General features: G+C 52.7%; 27 protein-coding genes and 1 riboswitch. Of the genes, 14 read left to right on the top strand and 13 right to left on the bottom strand.

Translation table 11 applies throughout. The features are described from left to right. The first annotated feature begins 115 nt into the window (after positions 1-115). Positions 116-223: riboswitch (TPP riboswitch) on the top strand. Between the two features lie 91 nt (positions 224-314). The 4 genes from AC5E51_RS09135 to AC5E51_RS09120 all read left to right on the top strand — a co-directional run bounded on the left by AC5E51_RS09135 (position 315) and on the right by AC5E51_RS09120 (position 4298). Further along, positions 315-2456 carry a TonB-dependent receptor gene (locus AC5E51_RS09135; protein WP_491778453.1) on the top strand — a complete coding sequence of 714 codons (2142 nt, stop codon included), beginning with the start codon at positions 315-317 and terminating at the stop codon, positions 2454-2456. A gap of 94 nt (positions 2457-2550) precedes the next feature. Continuing rightward, complete coding sequence (locus AC5E51_RS09130; protein ID WP_068434962.1) at positions 2551-2817, top strand: YkoF family thiamine/hydroxymethylpyrimidine-binding protein; 267 nt, start codon at positions 2551-2553, stop codon at positions 2815-2817. 87 nt (positions 2818-2904) lie between these two features. Further along, entirely contained in the window at positions 2905-3531 is a 627-nt protein-coding gene (gene pnuC / locus AC5E51_RS09125) for a nicotinamide riboside transporter PnuC (protein WP_068436664.1), read from the top strand. Next, a complete protein-coding gene (locus AC5E51_RS09120) occupies positions 3531-4298 on the top strand; it encodes a choline/ethanolamine kinase family protein (protein ID WP_301391309.1) in 768 nt (255 codons plus the stop codon). The genes pnuC and AC5E51_RS09120 overlap by 1 nt, the downstream gene beginning before the upstream one ends. A 304-nt stretch (positions 4299-4602) precedes the next feature. On the opposite strand, the gene AC5E51_RS09115 is transcribed toward AC5E51_RS09120, so the two are convergent. The 5 genes from AC5E51_RS09115 to AC5E51_RS09095 form a co-directional block, all read right to left on the bottom strand. Next, entirely contained in the window at positions 4603-5439 is an 837-nt protein-coding gene (locus AC5E51_RS09115) for an SDR family oxidoreductase (protein WP_068436166.1), read from the bottom strand. Continuing rightward, complete coding sequence (locus AC5E51_RS09110) at positions 5439-6185, bottom strand: SDR family NAD(P)-dependent oxidoreductase (protein ID WP_068436164.1); 747 nt, start codon at positions 6183-6185, stop codon at positions 5439-5441. The genes AC5E51_RS09115 and AC5E51_RS09110 overlap by 1 nt, the downstream gene beginning before the upstream one ends. A 124-nt stretch (positions 6186-6309) precedes the next feature. Next, positions 6310-7395: a zinc-binding metallopeptidase family protein gene (locus AC5E51_RS09105; RefSeq protein WP_068436160.1), complete on the bottom strand. Its 1086-nt coding sequence runs from the start codon at positions 7393-7395 to the stop codon at positions 6310-6312. Positions 7396-7402: 7 nt separating this feature from the next. After that, entirely contained in the window at positions 7403-8368 is a 966-nt protein-coding gene (locus tag AC5E51_RS09100; RefSeq protein WP_491778452.1) for a homoserine kinase, read from the bottom strand. An 11-nt stretch (positions 8369-8379) separates the two neighbouring features. After that, complete coding sequence (locus tag AC5E51_RS09095; protein WP_245820038.1) at positions 8380-8670, bottom strand: DUF2782 domain-containing protein; 291 nt, start codon at positions 8668-8670, stop codon at positions 8380-8382. A 93-nt stretch (positions 8671-8763) separates the two neighbouring features. On the opposite strand from AC5E51_RS09095, the gene polA reads away from it, so the two are divergent. Then, positions 8764-11583, top strand: coding sequence for a DNA polymerase I (gene polA, locus AC5E51_RS09090; RefSeq protein ID WP_491778451.1), 2820 nt, complete (start codon positions 8764-8766; stop codon positions 11581-11583). Positions 11584-11595: 12 nt separating this feature from the next. On the opposite strand, the gene AC5E51_RS09085 is transcribed toward polA, so the two are convergent. The 5 genes from AC5E51_RS09085 to AC5E51_RS09065 all read right to left on the bottom strand — a co-directional run bounded on the left by AC5E51_RS09085 (position 11596) and on the right by AC5E51_RS09065 (position 13737). Next, complete coding sequence (locus AC5E51_RS09085) at positions 11596-12168, bottom strand: imm11 family protein (protein ID WP_301377848.1); 573 nt, start codon at positions 12166-12168, stop codon at positions 11596-11598. Then, entirely contained in the window at positions 12143-12799 is a 657-nt protein-coding gene (locus AC5E51_RS09080) for an AHH domain-containing protein (protein WP_297533715.1), read from the bottom strand. The genes AC5E51_RS09085 and AC5E51_RS09080 overlap by 26 nt, the downstream gene beginning before the upstream one ends. Positions 12800-12900: 101 nt before the next feature. Then, positions 12901-13146: a type II toxin-antitoxin system Phd/YefM family antitoxin gene (locus AC5E51_RS09075; protein ID WP_297533714.1), complete on the bottom strand. Its 246-nt coding sequence runs from the start codon at positions 13144-13146 to the stop codon at positions 12901-12903. Positions 13147-13184: 38 nt separating this feature from the next. Then, complete coding sequence (locus AC5E51_RS09070; RefSeq protein ID WP_297533713.1) at positions 13185-13481, bottom strand: type II toxin-antitoxin system RelE/ParE family toxin; 297 nt, start codon at positions 13479-13481, stop codon at positions 13185-13187. After that, positions 13471-13737, bottom strand: a complete 267-nt coding sequence (locus tag AC5E51_RS09065) for a type II toxin-antitoxin system ParD family antitoxin (protein ID WP_297533712.1) — start codon at positions 13735-13737, stop codon at positions 13471-13473. The genes AC5E51_RS09070 and AC5E51_RS09065 overlap by 11 nt, the downstream gene beginning before the upstream one ends. Positions 13738-13854: 117 nt before the next feature. On the opposite strand from AC5E51_RS09065, the gene AC5E51_RS09060 reads away from it, so the two are divergent. Together AC5E51_RS09060 and AC5E51_RS09055 are read left to right on the top strand one after the other, a co-directional pair. Then, on the top strand, positions 13855-14109 hold the full coding sequence (locus AC5E51_RS09060) for a type II toxin-antitoxin system Phd/YefM family antitoxin (protein WP_297533711.1): 255 nt from the start codon (positions 13855-13857) through the stop codon (positions 14107-14109). Between the two features lie 30 nt (positions 14110-14139). Further along, complete coding sequence (locus AC5E51_RS09055; protein ID WP_297533710.1) at positions 14140-14442, top strand: type II toxin-antitoxin system RelE/ParE family toxin; 303 nt, start codon at positions 14140-14142, stop codon at positions 14440-14442. Between the two features lie 60 nt (positions 14443-14502). On the opposite strand, the gene AC5E51_RS09050 is transcribed toward AC5E51_RS09055, so the two are convergent. After that, entirely contained in the window at positions 14503-16050 is a 1548-nt protein-coding gene (locus AC5E51_RS09050) for a GMC oxidoreductase (protein ID WP_491778450.1), read from the bottom strand. Between the two features lie 542 nt (positions 16051-16592). On the opposite strand from AC5E51_RS09050, the gene AC5E51_RS09045 reads away from it, so the two are divergent. After that, positions 16593-18452, top strand: a complete 1860-nt coding sequence (locus AC5E51_RS09045; RefSeq protein ID WP_491778449.1) for an alpha/beta hydrolase family protein — start codon at positions 16593-16595, stop codon at positions 18450-18452. Positions 18453-18513: 61 nt separating this feature from the next. On the opposite strand, the gene yihA is transcribed toward AC5E51_RS09045, so the two are convergent. Further along, positions 18514-19143: a ribosome biogenesis GTP-binding protein YihA/YsxC gene (yihA, locus tag AC5E51_RS09040; protein WP_068440330.1), complete on the bottom strand. Its 630-nt coding sequence runs from the start codon at positions 19141-19143 to the stop codon at positions 18514-18516. Between the two features lie 144 nt (positions 19144-19287). Here yihA and AC5E51_RS09035 point away from each other — a divergent pair, with 144 nt between their 5' ends. From AC5E51_RS09035 to glmS, 6 genes are all read left to right on the top strand, one after another. Further along, positions 19288-19584: a c-type cytochrome gene (locus tag AC5E51_RS09035; protein ID WP_273088492.1), complete on the top strand. Its 297-nt coding sequence runs from the start codon at positions 19288-19290 to the stop codon at positions 19582-19584. A gap of 43 nt (positions 19585-19627) precedes the next feature. Next, entirely contained in the window at positions 19628-20230 is a 603-nt protein-coding gene (locus AC5E51_RS09030; protein ID WP_301387244.1) for a c-type cytochrome, read from the top strand. Between the two features lie 157 nt (positions 20231-20387). Then, positions 20388-21017 carry a thiol:disulfide interchange protein DsbA/DsbL gene (locus tag AC5E51_RS09025; RefSeq protein ID WP_301387243.1) on the top strand — a complete coding sequence of 210 codons (630 nt, stop codon included), beginning with the start codon at positions 20388-20390 and terminating at the stop codon, positions 21015-21017. A 6-nt stretch (positions 21018-21023) separates the two neighbouring features. Next, positions 21024-21803, top strand: coding sequence for an endonuclease/exonuclease/phosphatase family protein (locus tag AC5E51_RS09020; protein ID WP_297533285.1), 780 nt, complete (start codon positions 21024-21026; stop codon positions 21801-21803). Positions 21804-21885: 82 nt separating this feature from the next. Then, complete coding sequence (locus AC5E51_RS09015; RefSeq protein WP_491778448.1) at positions 21886-23556, top strand: GGDEF domain-containing protein; 1671 nt, start codon at positions 21886-21888, stop codon at positions 23554-23556. Between the two features lie 89 nt (positions 23557-23645). Beyond that, positions 23646-25460 carry a glutamine--fructose-6-phosphate transaminase (isomerizing) gene (glmS, locus tag AC5E51_RS09010; protein WP_491778447.1) on the top strand — a complete coding sequence of 605 codons (1815 nt, stop codon included), beginning with the start codon at positions 23646-23648 and terminating at the stop codon, positions 25458-25460. Between the two features lie 19 nt (positions 25461-25479). Here glmS and AC5E51_RS09005 read toward each other — a convergent pair whose 3' ends face one another. Beyond that, complete coding sequence (locus tag AC5E51_RS09005; RefSeq protein ID WP_301377835.1) at positions 25480-26352, bottom strand: hypothetical protein; 873 nt, start codon at positions 26350-26352, stop codon at positions 25480-25482. Positions 26353-26403 lie beyond the last annotated feature (51 nt).

Genomic DNA, 26403 nt, shown 5'->3' with positions numbered 1-26403 from the left:
TCCGCTAATCAAGTAAGGGTCTGACACTGGTTATGAGGGTTTTACGCCCGCATATCAATAGATAGTGAGTGTAAAAAAAGGTGATGACAGTGGTGTTGACGCTTAGTTACCATGCGCCATACCCAGGGGGAGGTTGCCGAGTGCAGCCTGAGATTAGCTTCGAGCTTAAACCCCGGAACCTGATCCGGTTAGTACCGGCGTAGGAATGGGAAGGCAGTCGATACTGCACGACAATTCATACATTGCGCGCCATGCGCAGCTACGCGACAGCCGGGTCTTTGTTTACCAGTATCTTAAGGTTTACAGGCAGACCCATGACTCATAAAACGCTCCGCACTCCACTGGCTATTGCTGTAATGGCCGCCTCCTCAATGGCGCACTCAGATGTCGAACTGACTCCCGTCACCGTTGAAGCAGATTTCCGCCAGACCAATGTTCAACAAATTCCAGAAGCCGTCACGGTTGTCGGCAGCGAGGATATAGAAGCGCGCAGCGCGGAACACCTGGAGCAAGTGCTGAGCTTTGCCCCGAATGTGAACTACTCTTCTGGTGCCTCCCGTGGTCGCTTCTACCAGATTCGCGGCATTGGTGAGAGAAGTCAGTTCATTGATCCGGTTAACCCATCCGTTGGTCTGGTGATCGACGGCATCGACATGACTGGATTAGGCGGCGCAGCCACCCTTTTCGACGTGCGGCAGGTAGAAATTCTGCGTGGTCCACAGGGCACTCGCTTTGGTGCGAATGCACTGGCCGGCATGATCAACATCCGTTCCAATGACCCGACCAAAGAAACCGAAGGCTACCTGTCTGCCCGCGCTGGCAACTACGACAGCTATGGTCTCGGTGGTGCAGTCTCCGGCAGCCTGACGGACTCTGTTCAGGGGCGTATCGCTGTCAACGGCTATCAGTCTGACGGTTACATCGATAACACCTTCCTGAACCGTGATGACACCAACAACATCGACGAAGTCGTTGCGCGCGGTAAGCTGGCGTTTCAGGTCAGTGATGACACTGACGTTAGTCTGACCTACCTCTATGCCGATGTCGACAATGGCTACGATGCATTCAGCCTGGACAACACTCGTGAGACGTACTCAAACGCTCCTGGCGTCGACGCTCAGGATACACATGCACTCGCCCTCACTTCTGACACTCAGATCAATAGTGCATTGATTCTTCAGACCGAGCTGACTGCCAGCATGTCGGACATTGAATATAGCTACGACGAAGACTGGGCATACGGAGAATACATCTTCCTTGCGGATGAGCCTGTGTACCAGCCTGATCCATGCGATACCACGCAGGGGCCATGTCTTGCCGACTTCGATGGTTACAGTTCATTTGACCAATATCTGCGCGACTACAAGCGCCAGTCTGCTGATGTCCGCCTGATGTCAGGCACTGATGGCCGTCTATTTAATAACACTACTGACTGGGTAGCAGGCATCTACGCCATGCAGCGCAGCGAAGACCTGACCCGCAACTACACCTACGATCCAGTATTCACCAGTGAGCTGACGTCCACATCAATTGCGGCCTATGGTGAGCTTAACTCCGATCTGTCATCCACACTGCGCCTGATCACAGGTCTACGTGTTGAAAACTGGGCAAACGATTTCGAAGACAACACTGGCCTGAGTGAAGGCACCGACGAAACCTTGGTCGGCGGCCGTATTACACTGGAAGCACTGGTGAGTAACGAGCACCTGGCCTACGCAACACTGGCGCGCGGCTATAAAGCCGGTGGCGTGAACAGCGAACCCGTGCTGGATGATGAACTGCGTACCTTCGATGCCGAAATCAACCACAGCATTGAGCTGGGTCTGAAATCATCACTGCTGGCTGACAGCCTGAAAACCCGTATTGCCGCGTTCTATATCGACCGTACAGACCAGCAGATCAAGAACTCGTTCAGCTACATGGAAGATGGGGCGCCGAAGTTCAAGGATTACATCGGTAACACCAAACAAGGCAAAAACTACGGCATTGAGCTGGAATCTGACTGGGACATCACTGAGCGTCTGAACTGGGCGCTGAGCTACGGCTACCTGATCACAGAAATCGGCGAATACACCTATGAATCTGAATACTACGGTGTATTCGTTCAGGACGGTCGTCAGCAGGCACATGCTCCTCAGTACAGCGCATCTACCGCACTGACCTATGGTCTGACTGATGCTTTGTCTGTACGTCTGGAAAGCGAAGCTAAAGATGAGTTCTACTTCTCAGACAGCCATGATCTCCAGTCAGAAGCCTACGTCCTTTGGCATGCCCGTATCGCCTACGCCAAGCCAGACTATGAGGTCAGCCTGTATGGCCGTAACCTGACCGACCGTGATTACGAAGTACGCGGTTTCGGATTTGGTAACGACCCTCGCGATGGCTACGCCTCGTACGGCTATGTCCAGTACGGCGAGCCTCTGACTTACGGTGTCGAAGGTAAGCTGTATTTCTGACCTTTATGCAGGAGGGGATCTTATCCCTGAGCATCGGCAATAACGGTGTTCGGGAAGAAGTTTCCCTCCTACACATCAAACACTGGAGAACACTATGGAAATCTCAGTAGAAATCAGCAAATACCCATTAGCAGACGACTACATCCCGGCGATCAAAAGCTTTATCGACCGTCTGAATACCATCGACGGCTTAACCGTGGTCACCAACACCATGAGTACTCAGGTATTCGGCGACCACGAGCTGGTGATGAACACCCTGCGCGATGAAATGAAGCTGAGCTGGGAAACCTACGGCAAAGCGATTTTCGTCTGTAAGTTTATCGGCGTGAATCTTGACCCGGCGCTTAACCCCCACGGCTAAGACGGCGAGCAGTGCTCGCCCTTACCGCATGTAGGGTGCGCACTGCGCGCCATTCATTTTGATCAAAAACGAACACCGGGAGCCACCATGCTCAACACCATTATTTCAGGCGCGATTGAATACGCTCAGACAATGAGTCACTGGGAGACCACTGCGGTACTTCTGGGTGTTGCCTATCTGGTGCTTGCGATGCGTCAGAGTCAATGGTGCTGGTACGCGGCTTTTGGCAGCACAGCGATCTTCAGCTGGCTCTTCTTTGATGTGTCGCTGGTTATGGAGTCTGCGCTGAATGTTTACTATCTGGCGATGGCTGTTTACGGTTGGCTGGCCTGGCGTAATGGTTCTCCGGAATCACCCGACCTCCCGGTTCAACGCTGGGGAATCCAGCAGCATGGCATCGCCATTGGCGGTGTTGTGCTGATCAGTCTGATCAGTGGATGGCTGCTGACGAACAATACCAGTGCGGCTCTGCCCTATCTGGATTCATTCACCACCTGGGGAGCCGTACTCACTACCTGGATGGTAACGCGCAAGATACTAGAGAACTGGTTGTACTGGGTCGTGATCGACGCTGCCGCGATCTACCTTTACATAGACCGCGGGCTCTACCTGACGGCTGTGCTGATGGCTTTCTATGTCGTGCTCGCGGTGGGTGGTTACCTATTATGGCGCAGAGACTATCAAGCCCAACAAGCGTCACCTCAGGCTGCTTAGTGAGCTTAGATATGATTCCTGAACAGATTCTGGCTGAGTGGCATCAGTGGGGGTTAGCGTCACCACCTGACTCTATCCTGAGCATCCACGGAGGCCTGACCAACCAGAACTATCTGATCCGCAGTGAGGGAACCGAAGTGCTGCTGCGTCTGAATAATACGGCAACATCACTGGGTATTTACCGCGACGAAGAGCTGGCAATTCACCAGCATATGGCCAAAGCAGGGCTTACCCCAGCGGTGAGATATCACTCGTCTGAGCTTAATTATTGGGTACGTGATTTTATCCTCGGGACACCCCTCGCTGCCGCGCCTTCAAGCGAGGACCTTCGTGCAGTGACGGAAGTGCTTTCTACTGTCCACGCCCAGCGCCCCCGGGCCAACCTGCATACTCTCGATGTCCAGGCCGCATGCGCTCAGTATCTTGCCCAGTGCGATGGCCATTCAGAAGCTGTCATCAGACTGAAAGAAGAAGTGTCTCAGCTTGTACCTCTCCCTGCCGATGACGCCTGCTTGTGCCACCTTGACCCTTTGCCCGCGAATTGGCTGCGCGATAGCGAAGGTAAACTCTGGCTGCTGGATTGGGAATACGCAGCACTGGCCCACCCGTCTCTCGACTACGCCGCCCTTCAGCTGCAATTACCAGAGAATAAGCAGGCCTTGTTCGAATCATTCATTCCTGAGAATCTTCGTGCGGTGATGGCCGACGCGCGCGCACAGGTTCGGTTACTGGATCTCTCATGGCGACTGGCACACGCGACCGGATAAACTCCCTGCTTGGTTAGGTGACGCCATATCCAGAGCCACAATTGCCTCTGATAATTGAACGCTCGGTACTTCAGTGAACGGCCTTGATGAATATGAGCACAAAGCGATGCTATCAAAGGCTTGGGTTGCCAGGCATATCCAGAGAGGGAAGAAGGAGACGCGGACACCCGACCGACAGGCGCTTTGAAATTGTTCTGGAAGGAAGTTATCTGGGCACCAGCGTCCGCCAGCGGATCTGATCCTGCTTTAGCCAGCTTTCTTCAGGTCAGGTACTTCTCACCGGAAGTACCTTCTCTTTTCGTTATCAGTTATCACCGTAGACAATTTTATATTTTAATTTGTCGAACCACTGCGTGCTCAGAAGCACCCGCATCCACCACTGAATTTTCGCGCTGGGGCCGACCAGATAACGTGGCTTAGGTTTTTTTGCTGCCAGGGCTTCAAGCACTGTATTAACCACAACTTCTGGTTTCACAGCCTTATCGACGCTTTTGCGCACCGCGTCTTCCGAGCGTTTCGAGTCGGCTTCATAAAACTTACGTATTTCTTCAGGCTGGCGCGCTAATTTTTCATGCACCGCCGAAAATGTTTTTTCCCACAACGGGGTGGCCACTGCTCCCGGATTAATCAGAATCGTTTCAATACCAAAACGACGAAGCTCAACTCTGAGCACATCGCTCAATCCCTCGATCGCATATTTAGACGCTACGTACGCACCGGCAAAAGGCCAGGCGACTAAACCGGATGTCGAACTGACATTAATAATCCGCCCTTTGGTCTCGCGCAAAAATGGCAACAGGCTCCGGATCATGCGTGCTGTACCGATCAGGTTGGTTTCCATTTGCCACTGGAGATCGTCATCACTCTGAATTTCCAGAGGGCCAATCACTGCGACACCGGCGTTATTAATCAGGGCATCGACTTTAATATTTTCATTCCGCAGCAGCTCAACCAATGCATTAACCTGTTCAGGATTACAGACATCCAGTGCAACAGGTCGTATGTTGGCATGAGCATCCCCCAGACGATCCAGGTCTTCCTGCTTACGGGCACCTGCGAAGACGGTATACCCCTGACCAGCTAATTGCTCAGCCAGAGAAAAGCCAATACCGGTAGAAGCACCCGTGATTACAATCGCCATTATTTTTCACTCCACTTAAACTGACTGCGGAACAAAGGTCGCGGCATCACCTGCAACGCACGGGAAACCATACGAATCTGCCAAGGGAAAACATATCGCATTTTCCTGCGCTTAATTGCCCGGGCAATTTTTCGGGCAGCCCGTTCAGAGTCCATCAGGAATGGCATTTTTTCGAGATCAGGATGCGTTGCCCGCGCCAGCGGTGTATCGATGTATCCCGGCATAATCGCCGAAACCGAGATATTCTGATCGGCGTAACGGAGTGACAGGCTTTCACACAGCATGTTCACCGCCGCTTTAGAGGCACAATAGGCTGGCGTCTGACCAAAACCATTGAGGCCTGCTGCACTGGAAAGAATTGCGATTGAGCCAAATCCCTGTGCCTGCATCATCGGCAGTGCACCTTCAACGGAGTTGAGCGCGCCACGCAAATTCACATCCAGAATAAGGTTAGAGCGATCAAAATCCAGAGGACGCCCCTGAACCGGCGATCCATCATTCACGCCTGCCGCCGCAATAAGAATATCCAGCGAACCCTGAGCAAACTCACCAATAACCTGAATGCAGGATTCGCGTGAGGTCACGTCAAGTGAGTAAAATTCAACGAGTTCAGGCTGATCAGGAAAAGCACGGATAAAATCATCATGATCGCCGCCGCAGACTCCGACCCGATGACCGTATTTCAGATAGTATCTGGCCAGAGCAGCCCCGATACCCCCAGTTCCCCCGGTGATGAAGACGTTCATATGACTCCCTGCTTGTCTTTTTAATAGCGGCGCGATTTTATAACCGCCCTGAAAAACGGGCAAGGACGCCGGGACTAAACGGCACTATTCGGCGCAAAGTATCCTTTTTGGACAACTATCGGGATTAGCGAGTTTTATCCAGCATAGAGTGCACACATTTCAATTTACCGACCACCACTGGATTGATCACAAATGGGTAGGCATCCGCCAGCCCCATGCTGCGGTTCAGTGCATTCAGCTTGACACTGAACTCGCCCCAGCAGTCGATCAGCCGCTGAGGATCACAGATGCCCTCATCCTGTGGCAGAGTCAGCCCCGCGTATTGACCAAAATCGATCAGATCCCACTCCCGCGCGGTTTCAAGCGTGTCGATAATGTGCAGGTAATGAGCAAAGGTTTCGGCCCAGTCTTCCCACGGATGCATCGACGCGTAGGCACTGATAAATTGACTGCGCCAGCTCTGATCTTCCGGATCTCGGGCATAATGCTTATCCAGAGCAGCCTGATACGAGAGATCGGGATCTCCAAACACCTCGCGGAACCTGATCAGGCGAGCCTCGTCCGGCTTGACCAGTAAATCCCAGTAAAAGTGCCCGACCTCGTGGCGGAAATGCCCAAGCAACGTCCGGTACTGCTCACCCATATCAACGCGCATGCGATGGCGGGCAACGTCATCCGCCTCTGCAAGGTTAATCGTGATATCACCCTGTGCGTGCCCAGTGAACACGGCAGCAACATGCGTCAATGGCGTGCGGAAATGGTCACTCGCGTCTTTATCCGCCATGAAGTGAAAGCTAAGTCCTTCCGGCGACTGCCGTTTATCTGGCATCGGTAGACTGAGTGAATCCAGAGTAAACAGCAGGCGACGCTTGGCCCTTTCCAGATTGCCCCAGAGCTCAGCGTGCCCCTCGACCGTCAGGTCTGGAATATTGTCGTTAAAGTGGCAGGCAAAGCAGAGCGCGGGTTCGGCGCCTATACGATCCGCAGGAATCATGGCGTTACAGACACCGCTCGCACGATTAGCACAAGGTACATAGTCGCGGCCCTTGTAATGAAAGCCGCCGTCTTTATTCTGATCGAACACCAACATGTCGCGCTCTTCAAAACACCAACCGACCTGACGCTGGCAGCTCAGGCATTGGGTATTCTCAAAAAACAGCGCGACGGGTTTGCTGTCACCAGCAGTGCAGTCACACGAAAAATAGCGCATAAGACGTTCAGCCTTTCGATAAGGATTTACCGCGATGCCAACGCAGGCGATCCCGGTATTCCGTAGGTTGCTTATGCGCTGGGAGTTCTTCGCTGCGGCTTTTTGCCATACGCGCCGCCAACAAACGACTCAACCAGAAACGCAATGCCGCTCCACGCAACACCGTATTCCACATGCCAGCCTCAAACTCCGACAGCGGGCGGACACTTTGATATCCAATGACGAGCGCCTCGAAGCGCTTTGGATCGAGGCCACTATCACCCAGACCACTGTCATCAGAAGCACACCAGTCGTTGGCAACAATCGCCAGGTCATACAGCCAGGCACCTTCGCAGGCGTTGTAGAGATCAAGGATCGCGGTCAGCTCATCGCCATCAAAGAGCGCGTTGTCATGAAACAGATCCGCGTGAATCCAACCATGGGGCAACTGACACCACTGAGCTCGCTGAGCTTGCTGAAATGCCAACTCGTCGGTTAGCAGCGCCTTGTCGCTGGCGTCCAGATCGGTCGACAGTTCCGGCGCGATACTCTGCCACCAGTCATAGCCGCGCTCGTCATGGCGCGGATCAGGCAGATCACTGGAGGCCAGATGAAACTCCGCCAATTCTCGACCGATAGCCTCGCATTGCTGCTCCGATAACTGATCTGGATGAGACCCGGTAAAACGTCGGCACAGTATCGCGGGTTTATTCTTCAGGCTGTGCAGCCAAACGCCCGACGCACCTTCCACCGGACTCGGGACGCACAGATCTTTCTCCCCCAGATGACGGGCCAGCCGGACAAAATTACGGACTTCATCCGGCGCATGATGCTCAAACAGAGTAAGCACATACTCACCCTGTGAGCTAGTCACTGCATAGTTGGAGTTTTCAATACCGGCACTAATCGGCGAGTGTTCCACCAGTTCACCGAGATCGAAATGTGACAGCAGATCAGATACATCTGCTGCCGTCAGAGAGGTATAAACCGCCATAGGAAATCAGATCACCAGCGAAACAGTACCCACTTCGGCACCCGCATATTCGGGGCATCCGTGCGCTCAAATTCTTCCGCTTCGCTTTGAGTTGGTGTCAGGTAATATGCTGGGCCGACTTTCGGCTGTACCTTGATCTCAACGATCTCGCCGTTTACCCGGAACTCGTAATAAGTATTGTCGCCATCGTTGCGAATGGTCACTGTTTCACCGGCAGGTTCGGCGGCCAGCGCACTCGCTGAGATTACAGCGGAGAGAACCGCAGAGATAAGGCCAACAGCCAGAGTTTTTGGCATCTTCATGGTAGACTTCCCGTCCAGTAACGTCGTTAACACCAGTGTACCTGAGAGGGCTGGTAAGCGTCAGTCTTCCTTTGATTTCAAGGCCAAACCAAGATGTCTGAGACCGCAAAACCTGTGATTCTTGTTGATGGGTCGTCGTACCTGTTCCGTGCATTTCACGCGATCCCGATGCTGACCAACTCCAAAGGTCTTCACACCAACGCCATCAAGGGCGTGATCAGTATGGTGAAGCGGCTCAACAAAGATTACCCGGAGTCTCAGGTCATCGTGATTTTCGATGCCAAAGGCAAAACCTTCCGAAACGACATCTACCCGGAATACAAAGCGCACCGCCCGCCCATGCCAGACGAACTGCGCGAGCAGATTGAACCGATTCATAACATCATCCGCGCCATGGGCCTGCCGCTGTTAATTATCGACGGCGTTGAAGCCGACGACGTGATCGGCACCCTCGCCGCGCAGGCGTTAGAACACAAACAGGACGTAATCGTATCCACCGGCGATAAAGACATGGCCCAGCTGGTGAACGAACACGTCTCCCTGATCAACACCATGAACGACGTGTTTATGGATGTAGAAGGCGTGAAAGAAAAATTCGGCGTACCGCCAGAGCACATCATCGACTACCTCGCACTTATGGGCGACAAAGTCGATAACATTCCCGGCGTGCCCAAAGTCGGTGAAAAAACCGCCGTCGGCCTGGTTGCCGGTTTAGGCTCCCTCGAAGATATCTACGCCAACCTCGATAAAGTCAAAGAGCTGAGCTTCCGTGGCGCAAAAACCCTCGCCCCAAAGCTCGAAGAACACAAAGATCAGGCCTTCCTGTCGAAAGAACTCGCGACCATTAAGTGCGACGTTGAACTTGAGCAAAGCCTGACCGAAATCAAAAGTATCGAGCCGGATCAGGAAACTCTACTGGGCTTATTCCGCGATATGGAATTCAAAGCCTGGATCGCCGAGCTGTCGGATGAAGTGGGTGACGACATAGCCTCAAAAGTAGCGGCCAAAGTCGCAGCAAGTGCTGCCAGCTCCTCGGCTAAATCTTCGGCTGCAGCTGAATCTGACGACGAAGAAAATATTCCAACGCCCGAGGTATTTTCTGGCAAAGGCGAATACGAAATACTTTTCGAACAGGCCGAGCTTGATCACTGGATCGATCAATTAAAATCCAGCGAATTATTCGCCTTCGATACCGAGACTACGTCGCTGAATTATAAAGACGCCGAAATTGTCGGCGTGTCTTTTTGTACTGAGGCAGGCAAAGCCGCCTACGTACCACTGGCCCACGACTATGCAGGCGCACCTGAACAACTCGACCGCGATGCCGTGCTCGCACAGTTAAAGCCGATCTTAGACGATAAAAATCTGAAAAAAGTCGGCCAGCATATGAAATACGATGCGCATGTATTAGCGAATTATGGCATCCAGTTAAAAGGCGTGGAATTCGATACCATGCTTGAATCCTATGTGCTGGATTCCGTCGCGACTAAGCATGACATGGACAGCCTGTCACTCAAGTACCTCGGCCATAAAACCGTTAAGTACGAAGACATCGCAGGCAAAGGAGCAAAACAGCTGACCTTTAACCAGATCGGCATTGAAGAAGCAGGCCCGTATGCCGCTGAAGACGCCGACATCACGCTGCGCCTGCATCAGATGCTGTGGCCGCAGCTGGCTGCCCGTAAAGCGCAATCCAAAGTCTTTAAAGACATCGAAATGCCGGTCATGCCGGTACTGTTCGAAATGGAAGAGAACGGCGCCTTAATCGACGCAGAAAAGCTCCACGAGCAAAGCGCTCAGATTGAACAACGCCTGCAGGAATTGGAGCGCGCTGCCCACGACAGCGCCGGTCAGGTATTTAACCTGGGTTCACCAAAACAGTTAGCCGAAATCCTGTTTGAGAAGCAGGGCCTGCCGGTTGTTAAAAAGACACCGAAAGGCGCGCCTTCAACCGCTGAAGAAGTGCTGCAGGAACTCGCCGAAGAATACGAGCTGCCGCGTCTTATTCTTGAAAATCGCGGACTGGCCAAACTAAAAAGTACCTACACCGACAAGCTACCATTAATGATGAACAGCAAAACCGGTCGGGTGCACACGTCTTACCATCAGGCCGTGGCAGCTACTGGTCGTTTATCGTCGACTGACCCGAATTTGCAGAATATTCCGATCCGTTCAGAAGAAGGCCGCAAGATCCGTCAGGCGTTTATTGCCCCAGAAGGCTACAAACTGGTCGCGGCCGATTACAGCCAGATTGAACTAAGAATCATGGCGCACTTATCAGGTGACCAAGGCTTAGTCAGCGCCTTTGCGGAAGACCGCGACGTTCACCGCGCGACTGCCGCCGAAGTCTTTGGCGAGAAAGAAGAAGACGTCACCGACAATCAGCGTCGCAGCGCCAAAGCGATTAACTTCGGTCTGATTTACGGCATGTCAGCCTTTGGCTTAGCCAAGCAGCTCGGCATTGCCCGTGGCGAAGCCCAGGATTACGTGAGTAAATACTTCGAGCGTTATCCGGGCGTGCGCGAATACATGGACAACACCCGCGAACAAGCGAAAGAACAGGGCTACGTTGAAACTCTCTACGGCCGCCGTCTGTACCTGCCGGATATCCGTTCATCCAACGTCCAGCGCCGCCAACATGCCGAACGCACCGCGATCAACGCGCCCATGCAAGGCACCGCCGCCGACATCATTAAACGCGCAATGATCCGCGTACACGAATGGCTGCCAGCCTCAGGCTACGACGCCAAACTGCTGATGCAGGTACACGATGAACTGATCCTTGAAGTACGCGAAGATCAGGCCGAAACCTTTGCGGTAGAACTGAAAACCCAGATGCAATGCGCAGCGACGTTAGACGTGCCGCTCATTGTGGATGTGGGTATTGGGGATAACTGGGAACAGGCGCATTAAGCGCCTGTTTTTCTACAGAAAAATCTTCGCCAAATTTTCTTCAAATACAACACCACCAAGATTCTCTTTGATAGCAATATCTCTGAATTCATCACAGCACATTAAAAAACTATTATGTGCAAACCCTGGTTTAAACAATGCCTTGCCAGATATTTTTTCGGATTTCAGAGTAAGTGATGTAGGAATATGAAGAGAGTCTTCTGAATCTATCTGAAACTTAGATTGTTCAGCATCAATAGAATCGCCGCCGATACTATCGAGACAGTTAAAAAGCCAGAAACCATCTTCCAGCGGTAAAAACTCTCCAGCACCGGATAAAAGACTCTCTAGCGCTGATTTAGCTTTAGAGCTGAGCACCAAACACGAATAGTTCCAGACAGAAATATCGGGGACTTGGTTTGTCTTTGTATCAGATTCGAATATCACTGAAACTGGATTCCAATCATCTTTTAGACGATCAATAAGTGTTTCATTTTTTTGTGAAAACCATACTTTGACGCCGTCGAACTGCTTTCGCATCGCTCTGAAATCTACAAAAGCCTCATGATAACTTTTTACGTTATTCAGCAAGCGATAGGTTGTCATAGGGTTCGTTCCATTTTCCTTTAGGGAGCATTACTTCTTCTGGAAAGCTAGCATGTAAAAGATCACTACGTGTTGCTAATAAGCGTGAGCGCATAACCTGCTCACTGAACACACCGGCAAATCGGATGTTTAACCAAGCGTAATAATTATGGCGATGAATACGGCTATGAGGCACAGCTTTCGGGTATGGCTGCTGTCCTGCGTATTTCGTTCGGGAAGGTAACCAACAACCGTTATGCGCATCATCAATGCCAATCTGGAGTTCAGCAAGTAGTGCCCGTAATTGCCAAGACCGTGTATCACCGCCGGCAATAATAGCATGCGCATGCCAATAGGGGCTCGGTCTCGCAAAGCCTTCCGCCCGCATATGATCTCCCAATTTCAGGGAACAGTGCTTTTCATCCTCGAGCTCATCAACGTCTTTCGCCTGACATTCCTGGCGGTATTGCGCAAGACCTGCTTGCACCTGTGCAACCGCTTGAATACGACCACGCTCATGCTGCACGAAACGGCGCCAACGATCAGGATCTTCTTTCAATTTGATATTCTGAGCTAACCGAGCCTTGTAACCATTTAAGGCACGCTCTAACGAAGTCTGAAGCGCGTACGGCACGTCTTTTTGCGGTTCCATCCTAAATTCTTCCTAGATGCTCATCCATTAATGTTGGACGATGCCAACACGAAACCACTGCAATCATATGACCCCCCTCTGCATCTATCAAATAAATGGTGTCATTGATCCTTCGGACTGCCAATTCGTCCTTTATACTGCGCGATAGAACGACCTAAGTGCGCGGAGTTGTTTGCTGAACGCAGCAAATGTACCGTTTCCATCAGGCTGCTGTAATCATGGAGAGACATCACCACCACGACGCCTTCACCAGAGCCATTGATAACGATGGGCTCTGCGTCGTTAACAACCTGATCAAGTACGTTATTAAAATTGTCTCTCGCTTCGGTAAACGGGATTGTTTTCATAGGCCATCCGCTGATCGGTTAATCATTTGCGCTATTTTTTAGTGTTCTGCCGGTATCTCACTCGTCGTGTTCTGCCTACCCAGCACTCGCATGATCTCTACGTAGCCATTATTGATCTGATAGTAGATGCTATCCGCACCACATACGCAGCGCCGATAGCCCAACCGGACATGATCAACCATTGGGTAGGTTAATGGATTCTCTGCAATGGACTCGAATCTTCCAATCAATGCGTTGTAATACTTCTCGGCCTGAGCGTCGCCAAACTCCCGAACGCCAAACCAGTAAATCCGCGCAAGATCCATCTTCGCTTGTTTACTTATTTTATAGGTCATCCCGTCCTAATCCGTTTTTGATTTCCTGCAGTATCTCTGCCGGTGTCTGATCTGTGAAGCCGCTGCGTTCACCTTCAACAAGGCGCGCCCGAATCCACTCAACTTCCCGTTGGGCTTCCTGTTCTCTGAGCTGACGCTCACGAATCAGCTCGCGCAGCACTTCGCTTTCGTTGCCGTAATGCCCGGCACTGATCTGGGCTTTGAGCCAGGCATCCTGCTGATCGGTGACGGTAATGCTCTTTTTGACCATGGCCATAAAAAGGTTACTCCAATACTCTTTTATACTACTTAGTAGGATAATAGCGGTGACTTGATCGACGGGTCAATTGGCTGCAAACTAACCAAATCAAACGATTCGCATGGTTTGAACGATATGAACAAGATGACTGCCAATCAGGCAAAAACGCATTTCGGCGAGTTACTATTACAGAGTCAGCGGGAGCCGGTGCAGATCACCAAAAATGGCAAGCCAGCGGCAGTGGTGCTTTCGGCGGAAGATTACGCCTCGAATGAAGAACTGAAACTGCAGCTACTGCAATTGAGAGCGGTACAGGCAGAAAAAGACGTAGCGTCTGGCCTGACGACCGATGGCGATGCCTTCCTGAGCGAGTTAACGCAACAGGATTGACCCCTGCTCCCTACTCCCTACTGAAACGCTATGACTCATTACTCGCTCACGAATGCTGCTCAGGCAGACTTACACCAACTCAAGGTTTACTCAGATGAGCGCTGGGGAGTGCCTCATACGCGCGAATATCTGATGGCGTTGCGCACCAGCTTACAGACGCTCGCAGAGAATCCCGGAATAGGCAAACACCGCCCGGAGGTCAGTGCTTCAAGCTACAGTTTTCCGTTTCGTAGCCATGTGATTTATTACCTCAGCGCCGAAGCTGGGATCACGATATTTGCGGTGTTGCACAAACGGATGGTACCCGAAAAACATCTGAGGCCTGAAATCTGAGGTCTGCTGAGCTGGGCGCTTCTGGACTGGGCGCCCCTCAAGAGAAGCGCCCAATATTACTCAGCTGATCTGCGGAATAATCTCTTCCATCATGCGCTCGGCGTTGGCGGCAATGGTCAAGGCCGGGTTAGCCGAGCCGCTAGAGCCAGGAATCGCTGCGCCGTCGACCACGAACAAACCTTCTACCCCGTAGACTTTACCACTGAGGTCACAGGCACTGCCCATGGCAACACCACCAAGCGGATGCCAGGTGCCAAACCAGCCGGCTTCGTTCAGCTTACCACCGCCGGTCTGCACCATTTTTTCCATGGTGTGCACGAGGGCGTTGTGGGAGTTCTCGTTAGCGTCACGATCCCAGTTGAGTTTTATCTTGTCAGTCCAGCGGTTATAGGTCACGCGGGAGCTTTCGTCTGACACCACCATGCCCATCTGCAACTGCGTGAACTCACCCACGGCCGAGGTCGGCGAGTGCATAAAGCCAGTCAGTTTGTATGGGTTTTCGGTATCAAACGCGGCGATGGATGGTGGGCCACCCTGAATCGGTGCGGTCGAGGTGTTGATGTCATTACGGCCCATCAGTTCATCACCGTTGGTGCCCCACTCTGCACCGACCTGATCGTTGAGACCCGGAATATCGCCGCGTTCTTTGGCTCTCAACAGCAGACGCGTGGTGTGCAGTGAGCCTGCGCCCATGAAGAGATAGTCACACTCAATTACGTGCTTACCGGTGATTTTGCCTTTTTCGTCCAGCATGTCGCAGGTAACGCGATAGCCACCGCCACTGTTGGCGTGAATATCGGTCACAAGATGCTGCGGATTAATGGTGACGTTACCTGTCGCTTCGGCGTCAGCCAGATAGTTACGATCGAGGGTGTTTTTCGCACCGCTATTGCAGCCGAAGACGTATTCACCGACGGAGGCATACTGGGGCTTAGTGCCGTTCAGTTCTTCGCGGATCACGTCCCAGTCGAAGCTGACATGGCTGCGCACCACTTCGAGGCCGGCATCTTCGGCGCTCTGAATAAATTCGCGCTTGGCGGTGTAGTTCGGGTGATTCAGCACGTCGTCTGGGATCGGGCCACCGCTGATACGATCAAGTACGCGGGGGTAGTAGATCTGATCCATATCGGTGTACGACAGAAATGGCAGGGCATCTTCGAAGGCTTCGCGCTTTGGCTGCAGCAGTACACCACCGTATACGACAGAGCCGCCGCCTAAGCAGGCACCGCAACCGACAGCAATGGATGAATCGACAAAGTATTCCACCATGCCCATGGAACCCGGCAGCAGTGAGCTTGGGTTGGTCCAGAGAACGGTGTCGTTAATCTTCAGTGTGGAACCGGTTTCGGCCAGCGTTGGGTAACTGCCTTCACCTTCGTATTTCCAGTGTTTGCCACGCTCGAGCAGCATGGTCTGAATGCCCGCTTCGGCCAGGCGCAGTGTGGCAACTGAGCCACCAAATCCGGAGCCTATCACCAGCGCTTTGGTCTGCGAACGAGTTGTTCTGGTAAACCAGCCTGCATTGGCTGTTGGAGCAGTTGAGGCTGCAGCAGCGACACCCGCCGCGGCTGAGCTTTGTATGAACTTACGTCGATTCATCTTGGCCATTTTTATTCTTCTTTTTAGTTTTTCTGTGTACGAACGGTGCAATAGAGTTTCCACAGTTAGCCTGCTACGCGCAGATTACCCGCGCAATACGGGTGTGTAGCATCGGCTCGAATAGACCAAGAATTTGGAGGAATATGAGAAAAAGGGATAAAAAAAGGCCCGGCAGCCATTGGGGGAAACTGTCGGGCCAACTTCGGATCATTGGGGGAAGTACCGAAGGAAAAAGAACTACCCTTCGCGTTCAAGTGACCTCAATCACACTTAATCGCAGGAGGAATATTTTAACTATAGACCCTATTTTCAACTTTGCCGTGCGATCCATCACGTTTTAAGACAGATTTGTCATTATGTCTGTCTTTTAGCTTCATTCTGGCTATATCAGGTGTTCAACAACCCTGAAATGAATAATTTAACCGATACTTGGCCATATAAGACCGTTCTTACGACCTGTCTGGCCCGAAGAATCGTATACGTGAGCCCTGGCATAAGTGAGACTGGTCTGCCACGTAACACCACACTACAAAAATAAATATGGTGACGAAATGAAGCCTATCAATACCATGCGCTCTGCTCTTGCGGTCACGATGACTGCACTGGCGTCGGTCAGCTACGCTGACGAGCTGTGTAACCCAACCTCTCTGAATACCTGTGCTTTGCCATTCCCTTCGACTTACTGGATGGAAGACGATGCAATGAGCCCAACAGGTAAGACCATCCAGGTATCCAACGCCATGATCCGTCCAGAGATACTGGCTCAGTTGCCAGCGGATGAAGGATTTACTCCGGAAGGTATCTTTAATGGCGCCAGTGGTTTTTCCGCTGCCAGTGCCGCTGTTTTCGAGTTTAACAGTGCGCCAGATGCGGCCTCTCTGCCTGAGAATGGTGGCGCTGCCGTCGTCGCCATCGATCTGACTACCGGTAGTCAGGTTCCGGTTCGTGCCGTCATCAGTGAGTACTCACAATCCGATAAAGTGAATGGCACCGCACATGTGGTTGAGGTTTATCCTCAGTCTCGCTGGGAATACGGGCACGAAATCGTAGTGGCGATCACGACAGATCTGGATCTGGAGTCACCAGAAGCAGGCCTGGTATCGAAGATTTTATCTGGCACCGCAGATCAACGTGCCTATACACAGGATCTGATCTCTACTCTGACGGCCAACGGTGTAAATCCGTTGAGCGTACGCAATGCCACCCGCTTTCTGGTTCGCGATCGCGCAGAAGTGATCGAGCCTGTATTCAACGCCGTTGCTGATGTCCGTGATCGCGAACACCCAGTACGTAACCTCGACGTGACTTATAACTACACCAACCGCGACGTTGCCGCTCGTGTCGAAGGTGAAGTTCTGATTTACAACTACCGCATGAAAAACGGCACGAGCAACGTGGATTACGACGCCGAGCCTATGGAGCAGTGGGTTGAATTCCGTCTGACTCTGCCTGCAGCGTCGCGCGATGGTGCTGCTCCGGTTGCTCTGTATGCGCATGGTCTGGGCGCCAACAAGGAAAGCGATGGCATCGTCTCTACCATGAACGCTGAAATCGGCGTTGCTACCTTCTCGATTGGATTTCCAAACCACGGCGCACGAGGTGATGCGGATGGTGGCTATGTGTTGGCGAACGTCAGCACCGATAAGCTGGGTATCCCGGTGGGTATGATCAACCAGAACGCGATCGACTTCGCATCGGCGCATCGTGCACTGGAAACCACTCTGGCTGACATTGATGTAGTTGGCGAGAAAAGCTGGCGCAGCTGGTACGGCAACAAAGCCGATGGTGTTGCTGACATCGATTCAACTCAGGTCATGATGCAAGGTACTTCGCTCGGCGGCGTATTGGGTTCAACCTACGGCGCAGTCAGCCCTACTATCAAAGGCGGCGTATACCATGTGACGGGGGTAGGTGTGACCAGCATTCTGGCCAACTCGATCCTGTGGGTTCCTATGTTCTCGAATCTGGTGCCCTCTGAAGCGAATGGCGCAGAAGCTATTATGCTGCGTGGTGCAATTCAGCAAACGCTGGATCACGGTGATTCGATCAACTACATCGATATGTTCCGTCATCCACAGCTTGGTAATGAGGCTCGTCCACTGATGCTGACTAACGGTGCTGGCGACACGATCGTACCGAACTCAAGCAGTGTTGCTGCCGCTAACCTGGCTGATCTGCCGATTGTTGGCGAGCCGCTGTTCGATATGCCAAATGTGCGTGTTGAGAGCGACTTTGACGAGGATGGCTATGGTATCCGCCACTACAAGCCGGTTGTTGGAACCGTTCCTCTGATTTGGGAAGGTGAATTCGCTGAAGAAGCATCCCATGCCTCTGCGCACCTGATTTTTGCTCGCGCTTCGGATCGCCCTGATCAACAGGACTTCATCAAACGCTTTATCTTTAAAGACTGACGACCGAACCGTAAAAAAGGAGGCGAAAACCTCCTTTTTTACATAATACTCAAGAATTTACTCATTCCTGAGCAATAAACGGTGCATCCAGCCAGTGAGTCAGTTTGCTCTGTAGATCACCTAGCCCCTCACGGTTATGACTTGAGAAAGTCTGGACCGTAACAAGGTCACCCAGATCAGCAACGGCCTTTTTAACTTTGAGCAACGTCGTTTTCGCAGGCCCGCGCTTAAGCTTATCTGACTTAGTCAGAAGTATATGAACGGGCATACCAGCCTCTGCAGCCCAGTCAAGCATAGCGTTGTCGAAGTCCTTGAGAGGGTGGCGGATGTCCATCAGGAGAACCAACCCGCACAGCGCCTGACGACGATTCAGATAGGTTTCGAGCTCCTTCTGCCACTCATTCTTCTTATCGACCGGAACTTTTGCGTAGCCGTAACCGGGCAAATCGACCAAGGCCAGCTTACTTTCGCCAAGGCGGAAGAAGTTGATCAATTGCGTTCGTCCGGGAGTTTTACTGGTACGAGCCAGCTTCTTATTCGCCGTTAACGTATTGAGTGCACTGGATTTACCGGCGTTAGAACGCCCGGCAAACGCGACCTCACGGATGATGTCCGTCGGGCACTGGCTCAGTTTGGCAGCGCTCTTTTCGAACTCGGCATTGGTGTAAATCAAGGTTTCCTGAGCTGACATAAGGTATTGGTAATGACCGTCCGGAAAATAATGGTATATAATGAGCGCCCTTCAGCGCAGATCCTATTCTATCATAGAGGGATAATTCTGAAGTGGTGTGTTTGTCGGAAACCTGTGGCTATAACTAAAGAGAGAGATCAGACCATGAAAAAACTGACACTACTCGCGGCCCTGACCGCCACTTTGAGCGCCAACGTACAGGCGTTTGATGTTGAATCCAAATACACTCAGGCCTGTGCAGCCTGTCATATGATGGCAGTGGCTGGTGCACCTAAAGCGTTCGACGCTGAAGCATGGGCGCCGCGCCTTGAGAAAGGCATGGACACTCTTGTACAGAGCGTGACAAACGGCCTGAATGCGATGCCTCCACGAGGTCTTTGCATGGACTGTACTGCTGATCAGTACAAGGCTTTGATTGAATACATGTCAACGCCGAAATAACCGTACAAGTAACTAAGAACTATATCTGAAACTGGACCTGATGATGAAAAACCTGTTGATTAGCCTCATTCTGTCTGCCGGCCTCGTAACCGTCGCCCACGCGGGTGATGCCGAAGCTGGTAAAGCGAAATCTGCTACCTGTGCCGCCTGTCATGGTGCCGACGGTAACAGCATGGCGCCGACCTTCCCTAAAATCGCTGGCCAGGGAGAGCGTTACCTGATCAAACAGATCACTGACATCCGTGACGGTAATCGTCAGGCTCCAGCAATGATGCCTTTCGTAACAGGCCTGTCGGATGAAGACATTGCTGATCTGGCGGCTTACTTCGCTGAGCAAGTACCAACAGCTGGTGGAGCTAAAGAAGAGCTTGCCGAACTGGGTGAGCGCATCTACCGCGCCGGCATCGAAGAGAAAAACGTCCCAGCATGTCTGGCATGCCACGGCCCTGCAGGTAAAGGTGTTGAAGCGGCTGGCTTCCCACGCCTTGCTGGCCAGCATGATGTTTACACCTCTATGCAGTTGACCGCGTTCAGCAACGGCGAGCGCACCAACGATGGTGACAGCAAGATGATGCGTGACATCGCATACCGCCTGCATGCGAAAGAAATCGAAGCGGTTTCTTCTTACATCCAGGGTCTGCGTTAAGCAGCACTGAGAAGAAGGTGGCCTCGGCCACCTTTTTTTATGCCTGCGTTTCCTGCTGTGCAATTCGGATTGACAGAGCTTTGCACAGCCGGTCTGGTCGCACGCGGCCTTTCTGGGCAGAATAAATACTATCTAACATAATTAAACGGGAGCGATGATGCTTTCTTCTTTCAAGAAATGGATGGCAGCAGCCTTAGTAACAGTTGCATCTGTCGCATCGGCGGCAGATTATGAAGCTGGTAAGCACTATCGCGTACTGGAAAACCCAGTCGCCGTAATGCAAGACGGACAGATTCACGTCGAAGAAGCCTTCTGGTATGGCTGTTCACACTGTTTCAGCCTGGAATCAGTCATTGTTCCGTGGAAAAAGACTCTGGCGAAAGACGTGACCTTCTCACGTGTCCCGGCTATGTTTGGCCGTGCCTGGGTGGTTCACGCTCAACTGTATTACACAGCTGATGCCCTGGGTGTGCTTGATCAGGTGCACAGCGATATCTTCAATGCCATCCACCTTCAGAAAGTACGCCTTCTGACCAAAGAAGAGCAACGCGACTTTCTGATGACGAAAGCGGATGTTTCTGCGGAAGACTTCGATAAGGCTTACGAGTCATTCGCCGTGCGCTCAAAAATGACCCGTGGCGATAAGCGTGTTCGCGCATTCGAAATCAGCGGCGTGCCTACTCTGATTGTTAACGGTCAGTACATCGTCGATGCCAGCAGTGCCGGTAGTCAGGAAGATATGGTTAAAGTTGTCGACTATCTGATCGAACAGGAACGCAACCGCTAAGCGGCCGTGCCTGAGCTCACCTCTCTAAGGGCGTTCACTAAGCTTCCCTGCTCCCCCGAACGTCTGAGACTACTCACCTTCAATATGCAGGTCGGTATCCGCACTGGCGGATACCATCACTACCTCCTGCGCAGCTGGCAACACTTTCTTCCTTTTCAGGCGCGGGAATCAGCGTTAGATAACATCGCCGATCTGGTGAGGCCCTTTGATCTGGTTGCGTTACAGGAAGCCGACGGGGGCAGCTGGCGCAGCGGCCGACAGAATCAGATTCAAAGCATTGCCGAACTCGCGGGGTTCGACCACTGGCACCATCAGGTGAACCGCAATCTCGGTCGTTTTGCCCAGCATTCAAACGGCGTACTCTGCCGCAACCGCGCATTCAGTGTTGAGCGACACCCACTCCCCGGTTTACCGGGCCGGGGCATGATGATTCTGCGTTACGGCGACCCTGCAGATCCGCTGGTAGTCGCAGTTACTCACCTGGCTTTACGCAAGCAAACGCAGTTCAGTCAGATCAGCTATCTTGTTGATGCGCTCGCTGATGCGCGCAAGGTCGTCATCATGGGAGACCTGAATCAGGAGAGCGAATGGCTCCTCCAGCAAAGCCCACTGAAAAGACTGAACCTCCACCCTGTTGTCGATGAACTGCCAACTTACCCCAGCTGGCAGCCGGCGCGCGGCATTGACCATATTCTGGTCAGCGACAGCATTCCATTGCACCGCATTGCGGTCATTGACCATCCACAGTCAGATCACCTACCGGTTGCCGCCGAAATAGGACTGTAAAAGTCCGTATCTGCCCAGCGGACAGTCCAAACGCGACTATACTCAGGACACAATCATCTGAGAATCGTCTTCGGGAAGTAGTATGGCGGTAACAAAGCAGGGGCCCTCCGATCTTCAATGGAGGGATAAGTACCTCACCCTCAATGAAAAATACGACAAACTCAAGCTTCAGGTAGGCACACGCAACGAGCAGTTGCGGCGTGGGCTAGTGCTGGTATCCCTGTTGGCTGAAGGGCAGTCTGATCCTCTCGACCGGACTCTGGCAGATCTTCGCGAGTCTATGCGGGGCTCAACCAGCGACCTGAACAAAACGATGAATCTGCTCAATGGCCAGATAAAAGAATACGATCTGAGCCAGGCAGAACATTCAGCCGCTCTCGCTGAGAAAATCAGTCTGATGGCTGAAAAACTGTGTCACTGCCAGATACCTAAGAAATTAGTGAACGAAGTTCGTGCGTTGCGCAAAGCTGCGCCAGATGCTCTCAATAACTGGCAAGGCTACTCCCACCAGCTTGAGGGTTGGGCTGGCGTCCTGTCGACGCTGGTAACCCTCGATGAGGGTTCGGGCGATACCGGCAAGGGCCCTTGGTGGAAAAAGGTCTTTTCAAAAGAGAATACTTCCACAGAAGCCGCTGAAAAGCCCGAGCTTCCTGAAGCAGCCATCACTGCCGATGATACCAGCGGCAGTGACGAGCCAGCAGAACCCGGCTTCTCGACGATTGCACGAGAAGTCGCCAGCGCACTGAATGGGCTGATATCACGGCTGGTCGTACCAGAGCGACTGCGCCAACGCTCTGACGAGCTACAGAAACGCCTTGATGACGGTTTGCACTGGTATGAATTTGTCAGCCTACTGGAAGATACCTCCCAGTTCCTGCTCGACTGCCTGGGCTCCGGGCAAGAGGAATTCGAGCGATTTCTTCATAGCCTGGATCAGCGCCTGCAAGCTATTCAGACCATGGTATCAGACGCCAATTCTGGGCAGACTGACCGTGAAGATGCCCGCACAAACCTCGAAACCATGGTCAGGGATCAGATTGATGACATCCGCGGCGTGGTAAACGGTCTCGGTGATCTTGGTGAGCTGGGCTCCAGCGTAAGAGAGCATCTGACCAACATCGTCCGGGCGATGGAGCACTATCAGGAAGTCGAGTCACAGCGTGAAGCGAGACTGGCAGAGCAGCTTGAAGTCCTGCAGAACCGGCTATCAGAGATGGAGGCCGAGGCATCTCAGGCTCGCCAGATCATTGAAGACCAGAAGAAACGTGCGACGCTGGATCACCTTACAGGCCTGCCAAACCGTGCTGCCTATGAAGTTCAGCTTGGCGAAGAACTGATGAAGCGCAGCCGCGGTGGCAGGTCGTTATCATTTATTATCTGTGATGTTGACCACTTCAAACAGATTAATGACAACTACGGCCACATCGCAGGGGACAAGGTGCTGCAACTGATCGCCAGCACGCTAAAGAAGAACCTGCGGGAGGCAGACTTTATCGCACGCTATGGCGGTGAGGAATTTGTCATTCTGCTGCCCGGTACTCCGGCAGATGCCGCGGCCGGGGTCGCAGAAAAGCTACGGGCCAGCATCGAAGCCTGCCCATTTAATTTCCGTGGTGAACGTGTGTCCATAACCATGTCATTTGGCATCAGTGAGTTTCGAGCGCTGGAGTCCACAGAGATGGTCTTCGAGCGAGCGGACAAGGCACTCTATGAGGCTAAAAAGTCGGGCCGCAACCGCGCTGTGATCGCCTGAAAGCGAAAGCCATAGTGAAGGTGCAACTTTGCCAGCCCAGCAGGCATCAGATATAGTTCGCCGCTGGAATTCTGGAAGGTTTAAGTGTCATGTGTGGAATCGTTGGTGCCGTCGCACAGCGCGATGTTGTTGAGATCCTGCTCGAAGGTTTACGTCGCCTTGAGTACCGCGGGTATGACTCTGCAGGTGTCGCAGTCATCAATGAGTCCCAGAACCTGCGGCGCGTCCGCCGCATGGGTAAAGTGAAAACTCTGGCAGATGCCATCGCCGAGTCGCCGACGCCTGGTGGAACAGGCATAGCCCATACCCGCTGGGCAACACACGGCGAACCCTCTGAAGATAACGCACACCCGCACATGTCGGGCGACATTGCAGTCGTTCATAACGGCATCATAGAAAACCACGAAAAACTGCGTAAAGAGCTGCAGGATCAGGGTTACACCTTTACCTCCCAGACAGACACCGAAGTCATCGCCCACCTTGTTGAGCGCGAACTGCGCGATTCAACCAGCCTGCTGAATGCGGTCATGGCGGCCCGATCACTGCTCGAGGGCGCATACGGCATGGTGGTAATTAACCGTACAGACCCTGAGCGTATGGTTGTTGCGCGTTCAGGGTCGCCTCTGGTGGTAGGGCACGGCATTGGCGAAAACTTTATCGCCTCAGATCAGTTGGCCCTGCTTCCGGTTACCCGTAAGTTCTCCTATCTGGAAGAAGGTGATGTTGCAGAGATTACCCGTACAGAAATCCGCATTTTTGATGCAGGTAACGAACCTACAACCCGCGAAGCTCATGAGTCCGACGTAGAGCACGACGCTGGCGACAAAGGTGAATTCCGCCATCACATGATGAAGGAAATATACGAACAGCCGGTTGCGATCGCGAATACTCTGGAAGGCCGCTTAGTCGGCGGGAAACTCAATCTCGAGTCCCTCGGAGATCTGAGTAATATCGACCAGGTTCAGATCATTGCCTGTGGTACCAGCTACCACGCTGGCATGACAGCCCGCTACTGGATCGAAGAGCTCGCCGGCATTGCCTGTAACGTCGAAATTGCCTCAGAGTTCCGTTACCGGAAATCAGTTGTGCGCCCTAATAGCCTGCTGGTTACCATCTCACAAAGCGGTGAAACAGCCGATACTCTGGCAGCGCTGCGACTCGCGAAAGAAACCGGCTATGACCGCACGATTACCATCTGTAATGTGCCCGGTTCCTCCCTGGTCCGCGAGTCTGATATGGCTCTGCTTACCCGGGCAGGCGCAGAAATAGGTGTGGCCTCGACCAAAGCCTTCACCACCCAGCTGACCGCACTGATGTTGCTGACAGCGGGTCTCGGACGCGCAAACGGCATGAGCAAGGAAAGTGAAGGCCGTATCGCCGAAGCCCTGCTGAAGCTGCCAGCCCTGATTGAAAAAGCCATCGGCATGGATGGTGCTATTAAAGATCTCGCCGAGCATTTCGCAGAAAAGCATCATGCCCTGTTTCTGGGACGTGGTGATCAGTATCCGATCGCTATGGAAGGCGCCCTGAAGCTGAAGGAGATCAGTTATATCCACGCCGAGGCCTATGCCGCAGGTGAGCTTAAGCACGGCCCTCTCGCACTGATTGATTCAGAAATGCCGATCATCGTTGTGGCACCCAACAATGAGCTGATCGAAAAGCTGAAGTCGAACATTGAAGAAGTTCGTGCCCGCGGTGGTGAACTGTTTGTTTTTGCCGATGAGAAACTCAGCATCAGACCAGAAAGTAATATGAAGGTTATGAGCGTGCCGCATTGCGATGACATTATCGCCCCTGTCCTCTATACATTACCGCTGCAGCTCTTAAGCTACCATGTGGCTGTTATCAAGGGCACCGACGTCGACCAGCCGCGGAACCTGGCGAAATCTGTCACAGTGGAGTGACCAGCGAAATTCTGGCCGCTTAGAATTCCCAGCTCAACTCTGTGTTGAACCGGTACTGCTGGTAATCAGCGATGACCAGATTTGATCGGTACAAATCCCGCCCCACTTGACCGTGCAATGAGAAGCCCTTGCCGAGAGGCCAGTCAACGCCGGCCTCAACCCGAAAACGGTTATCCTGCCGGCGCTCACCGATATCCTGCCAGACAGATTCATACTCGCGTACCTCCCAACTACCCTGCAGGCGATAAGCGATATCGTTGGGTCGATACTTCCAGCGGAGGCGCGTATTGAACGACTCATACCCAAATGGTGCGACGGTTGTGTCCTCGTTGCGGTAAATTGTGCGCAGCGACAGATAATTTCGTGTCCTGCTTAACAGCCAGTATAGGTTTGCTCGAGCACCGAGCTGTTTTGCATCGCGCTCAGGATAAAGCATAAAACGCTTGTCCCCGATATCCAGTTGTGCGCGCACATAGAACTTCCGGGTGAAGAAATACCCCAGAGCCGGACTTAAACGACGAATCTGCATAAATGGCTTTCCCTGAAGGTCTGCACGGGCCATCAACACAACCATGTCCGACGTATAATCTCCGCGATTCACGCCTACTCTGATGAACCCAGTGTGCAAATCGGTATCGAACTCAACCGCCTGCTGCCACCGGGTGGCGCTGTAATCATAGCGAGCCTGCCAATCGACGGGACTGCTAGAATCAGAATCCCAGCCGATATAGGCGCCCGCACCCCATGCCCAGTCACCCGAATTCTGCGTGGTGGTATCGGCTTCGGGCAGGATATTGCTGTCATATTCCGCCTGCGCGGAGGCTCCGAACTCCGGAGAGGCCATGGCATCACCACCCTGAACCAAGGCCAGAACGCAGAAAAAGACAGCCACTGATGCGACTGTCTTTATGTTGTGGCGGATGACTGTACTTTTCACCTCAGA

It is taken from the genome of Thalassolituus sp. (assembly GCF_984348125.1).
The sequence above is the reverse complement of the archived record's forward strand: the minus strand, read 5'-3'. Positions and strand labels throughout refer to the sequence as shown.

Bases quoted from the DNA above. Each gene is read 5' to 3' on its own strand.
- AC5E51_RS09135 (WP_491778453.1), top strand. From the start codon at position 315: ATGACTCATAAAACGCTCCGCACTCCACTGGCTATTGCTGTAATGGCC.
- AC5E51_RS09130 (WP_068434962.1), top strand. From the start codon at position 2,551: ATGGAAATCTCAGTAGAAATCAGCAAATACCCATTAGCAGACGACTAC.
- pnuC (WP_068436664.1), top strand. From the start codon at position 2,905: ATGCTCAACACCATTATTTCAGGCGCGATTGAATACGCTCAGACAATG.
- AC5E51_RS09115 (WP_068436166.1), bottom strand. From the start codon at position 5,439: ATGGCGATTGTAATCACGGGTGCTTCTACCGGTATTGGCTTTTCTCTG.
- AC5E51_RS09110 (WP_068436164.1), bottom strand. From the start codon at position 6,185: ATGAACGTCTTCATCACCGGGGGAACTGGGGGTATCGGGGCTGCTCTG.
- AC5E51_RS09105 (WP_068436160.1), bottom strand. From the start codon at position 7,395: ATGCGCTATTTTTCGTGTGACTGCACTGCTGGTGACAGCAAACCCGTC.
- AC5E51_RS09100 (WP_491778452.1), bottom strand. From the start codon at position 8,368: ATGGCGGTTTATACCTCTCTGACGGCAGCAGATGTATCTGATCTGCTG.
- AC5E51_RS09095 (WP_245820038.1), bottom strand. From the start codon at position 8,670: ATGAAGATGCCAAAAACTCTGGCTGTTGGCCTTATCTCTGCGGTTCTC.
- polA (WP_491778451.1), top strand. From the start codon at position 8,764: ATGTCTGAGACCGCAAAACCTGTGATTCTTGTTGATGGGTCGTCGTAC.
- AC5E51_RS09085 (WP_301377848.1), bottom strand. From the start codon at position 12,168: ATGACAACCTATCGCTTGCTGAATAACGTAAAAAGTTATCATGAGGCT.
- AC5E51_RS09080 (WP_297533715.1), bottom strand. From the start codon at position 12,799: ATGGAACCGCAAAAAGACGTGCCGTACGCGCTTCAGACTTCGTTAGAG.
- AC5E51_RS09075 (WP_297533714.1), bottom strand. From the start codon at position 13,146: ATGAAAACAATCCCGTTTACCGAAGCGAGAGACAATTTTAATAACGTA.
- AC5E51_RS09070 (WP_297533713.1), bottom strand. From the start codon at position 13,481: ATGACCTATAAAATAAGTAAACAAGCGAAGATGGATCTTGCGCGGATT.
- AC5E51_RS09065 (WP_297533712.1), bottom strand. From the start codon at position 13,737: ATGGCCATGGTCAAAAAGAGCATTACCGTCACCGATCAGCAGGATGCC.
- AC5E51_RS09060 (WP_297533711.1), top strand. From the start codon at position 13,855: ATGAACAAGATGACTGCCAATCAGGCAAAAACGCATTTCGGCGAGTTA.
- AC5E51_RS09055 (WP_297533710.1), top strand. From the start codon at position 14,140: ATGACTCATTACTCGCTCACGAATGCTGCTCAGGCAGACTTACACCAA.
- AC5E51_RS09050 (WP_491778450.1), bottom strand. From the start codon at position 16,050: ATGGCCAAGATGAATCGACGTAAGTTCATACAAAGCTCAGCCGCGGCG.
- AC5E51_RS09045 (WP_491778449.1), top strand. From the start codon at position 16,593: ATGAAGCCTATCAATACCATGCGCTCTGCTCTTGCGGTCACGATGACT.
- yihA (WP_068440330.1), bottom strand. From the start codon at position 19,143: ATGTCAGCTCAGGAAACCTTGATTTACACCAATGCCGAGTTCGAAAAG.
- AC5E51_RS09035 (WP_273088492.1), top strand. From the start codon at position 19,288: ATGAAAAAACTGACACTACTCGCGGCCCTGACCGCCACTTTGAGCGCC.
- AC5E51_RS09030 (WP_301387244.1), top strand. From the start codon at position 19,628: ATGAAAAACCTGTTGATTAGCCTCATTCTGTCTGCCGGCCTCGTAACC.
- AC5E51_RS09025 (WP_301387243.1), top strand. From the start codon at position 20,388: ATGCTTTCTTCTTTCAAGAAATGGATGGCAGCAGCCTTAGTAACAGTT.
- AC5E51_RS09015 (WP_491778448.1), top strand. From the start codon at position 21,886: ATGGCGGTAACAAAGCAGGGGCCCTCCGATCTTCAATGGAGGGATAAG.
- glmS (WP_491778447.1), top strand. From the start codon at position 23,646: ATGTGTGGAATCGTTGGTGCCGTCGCACAGCGCGATGTTGTTGAGATC.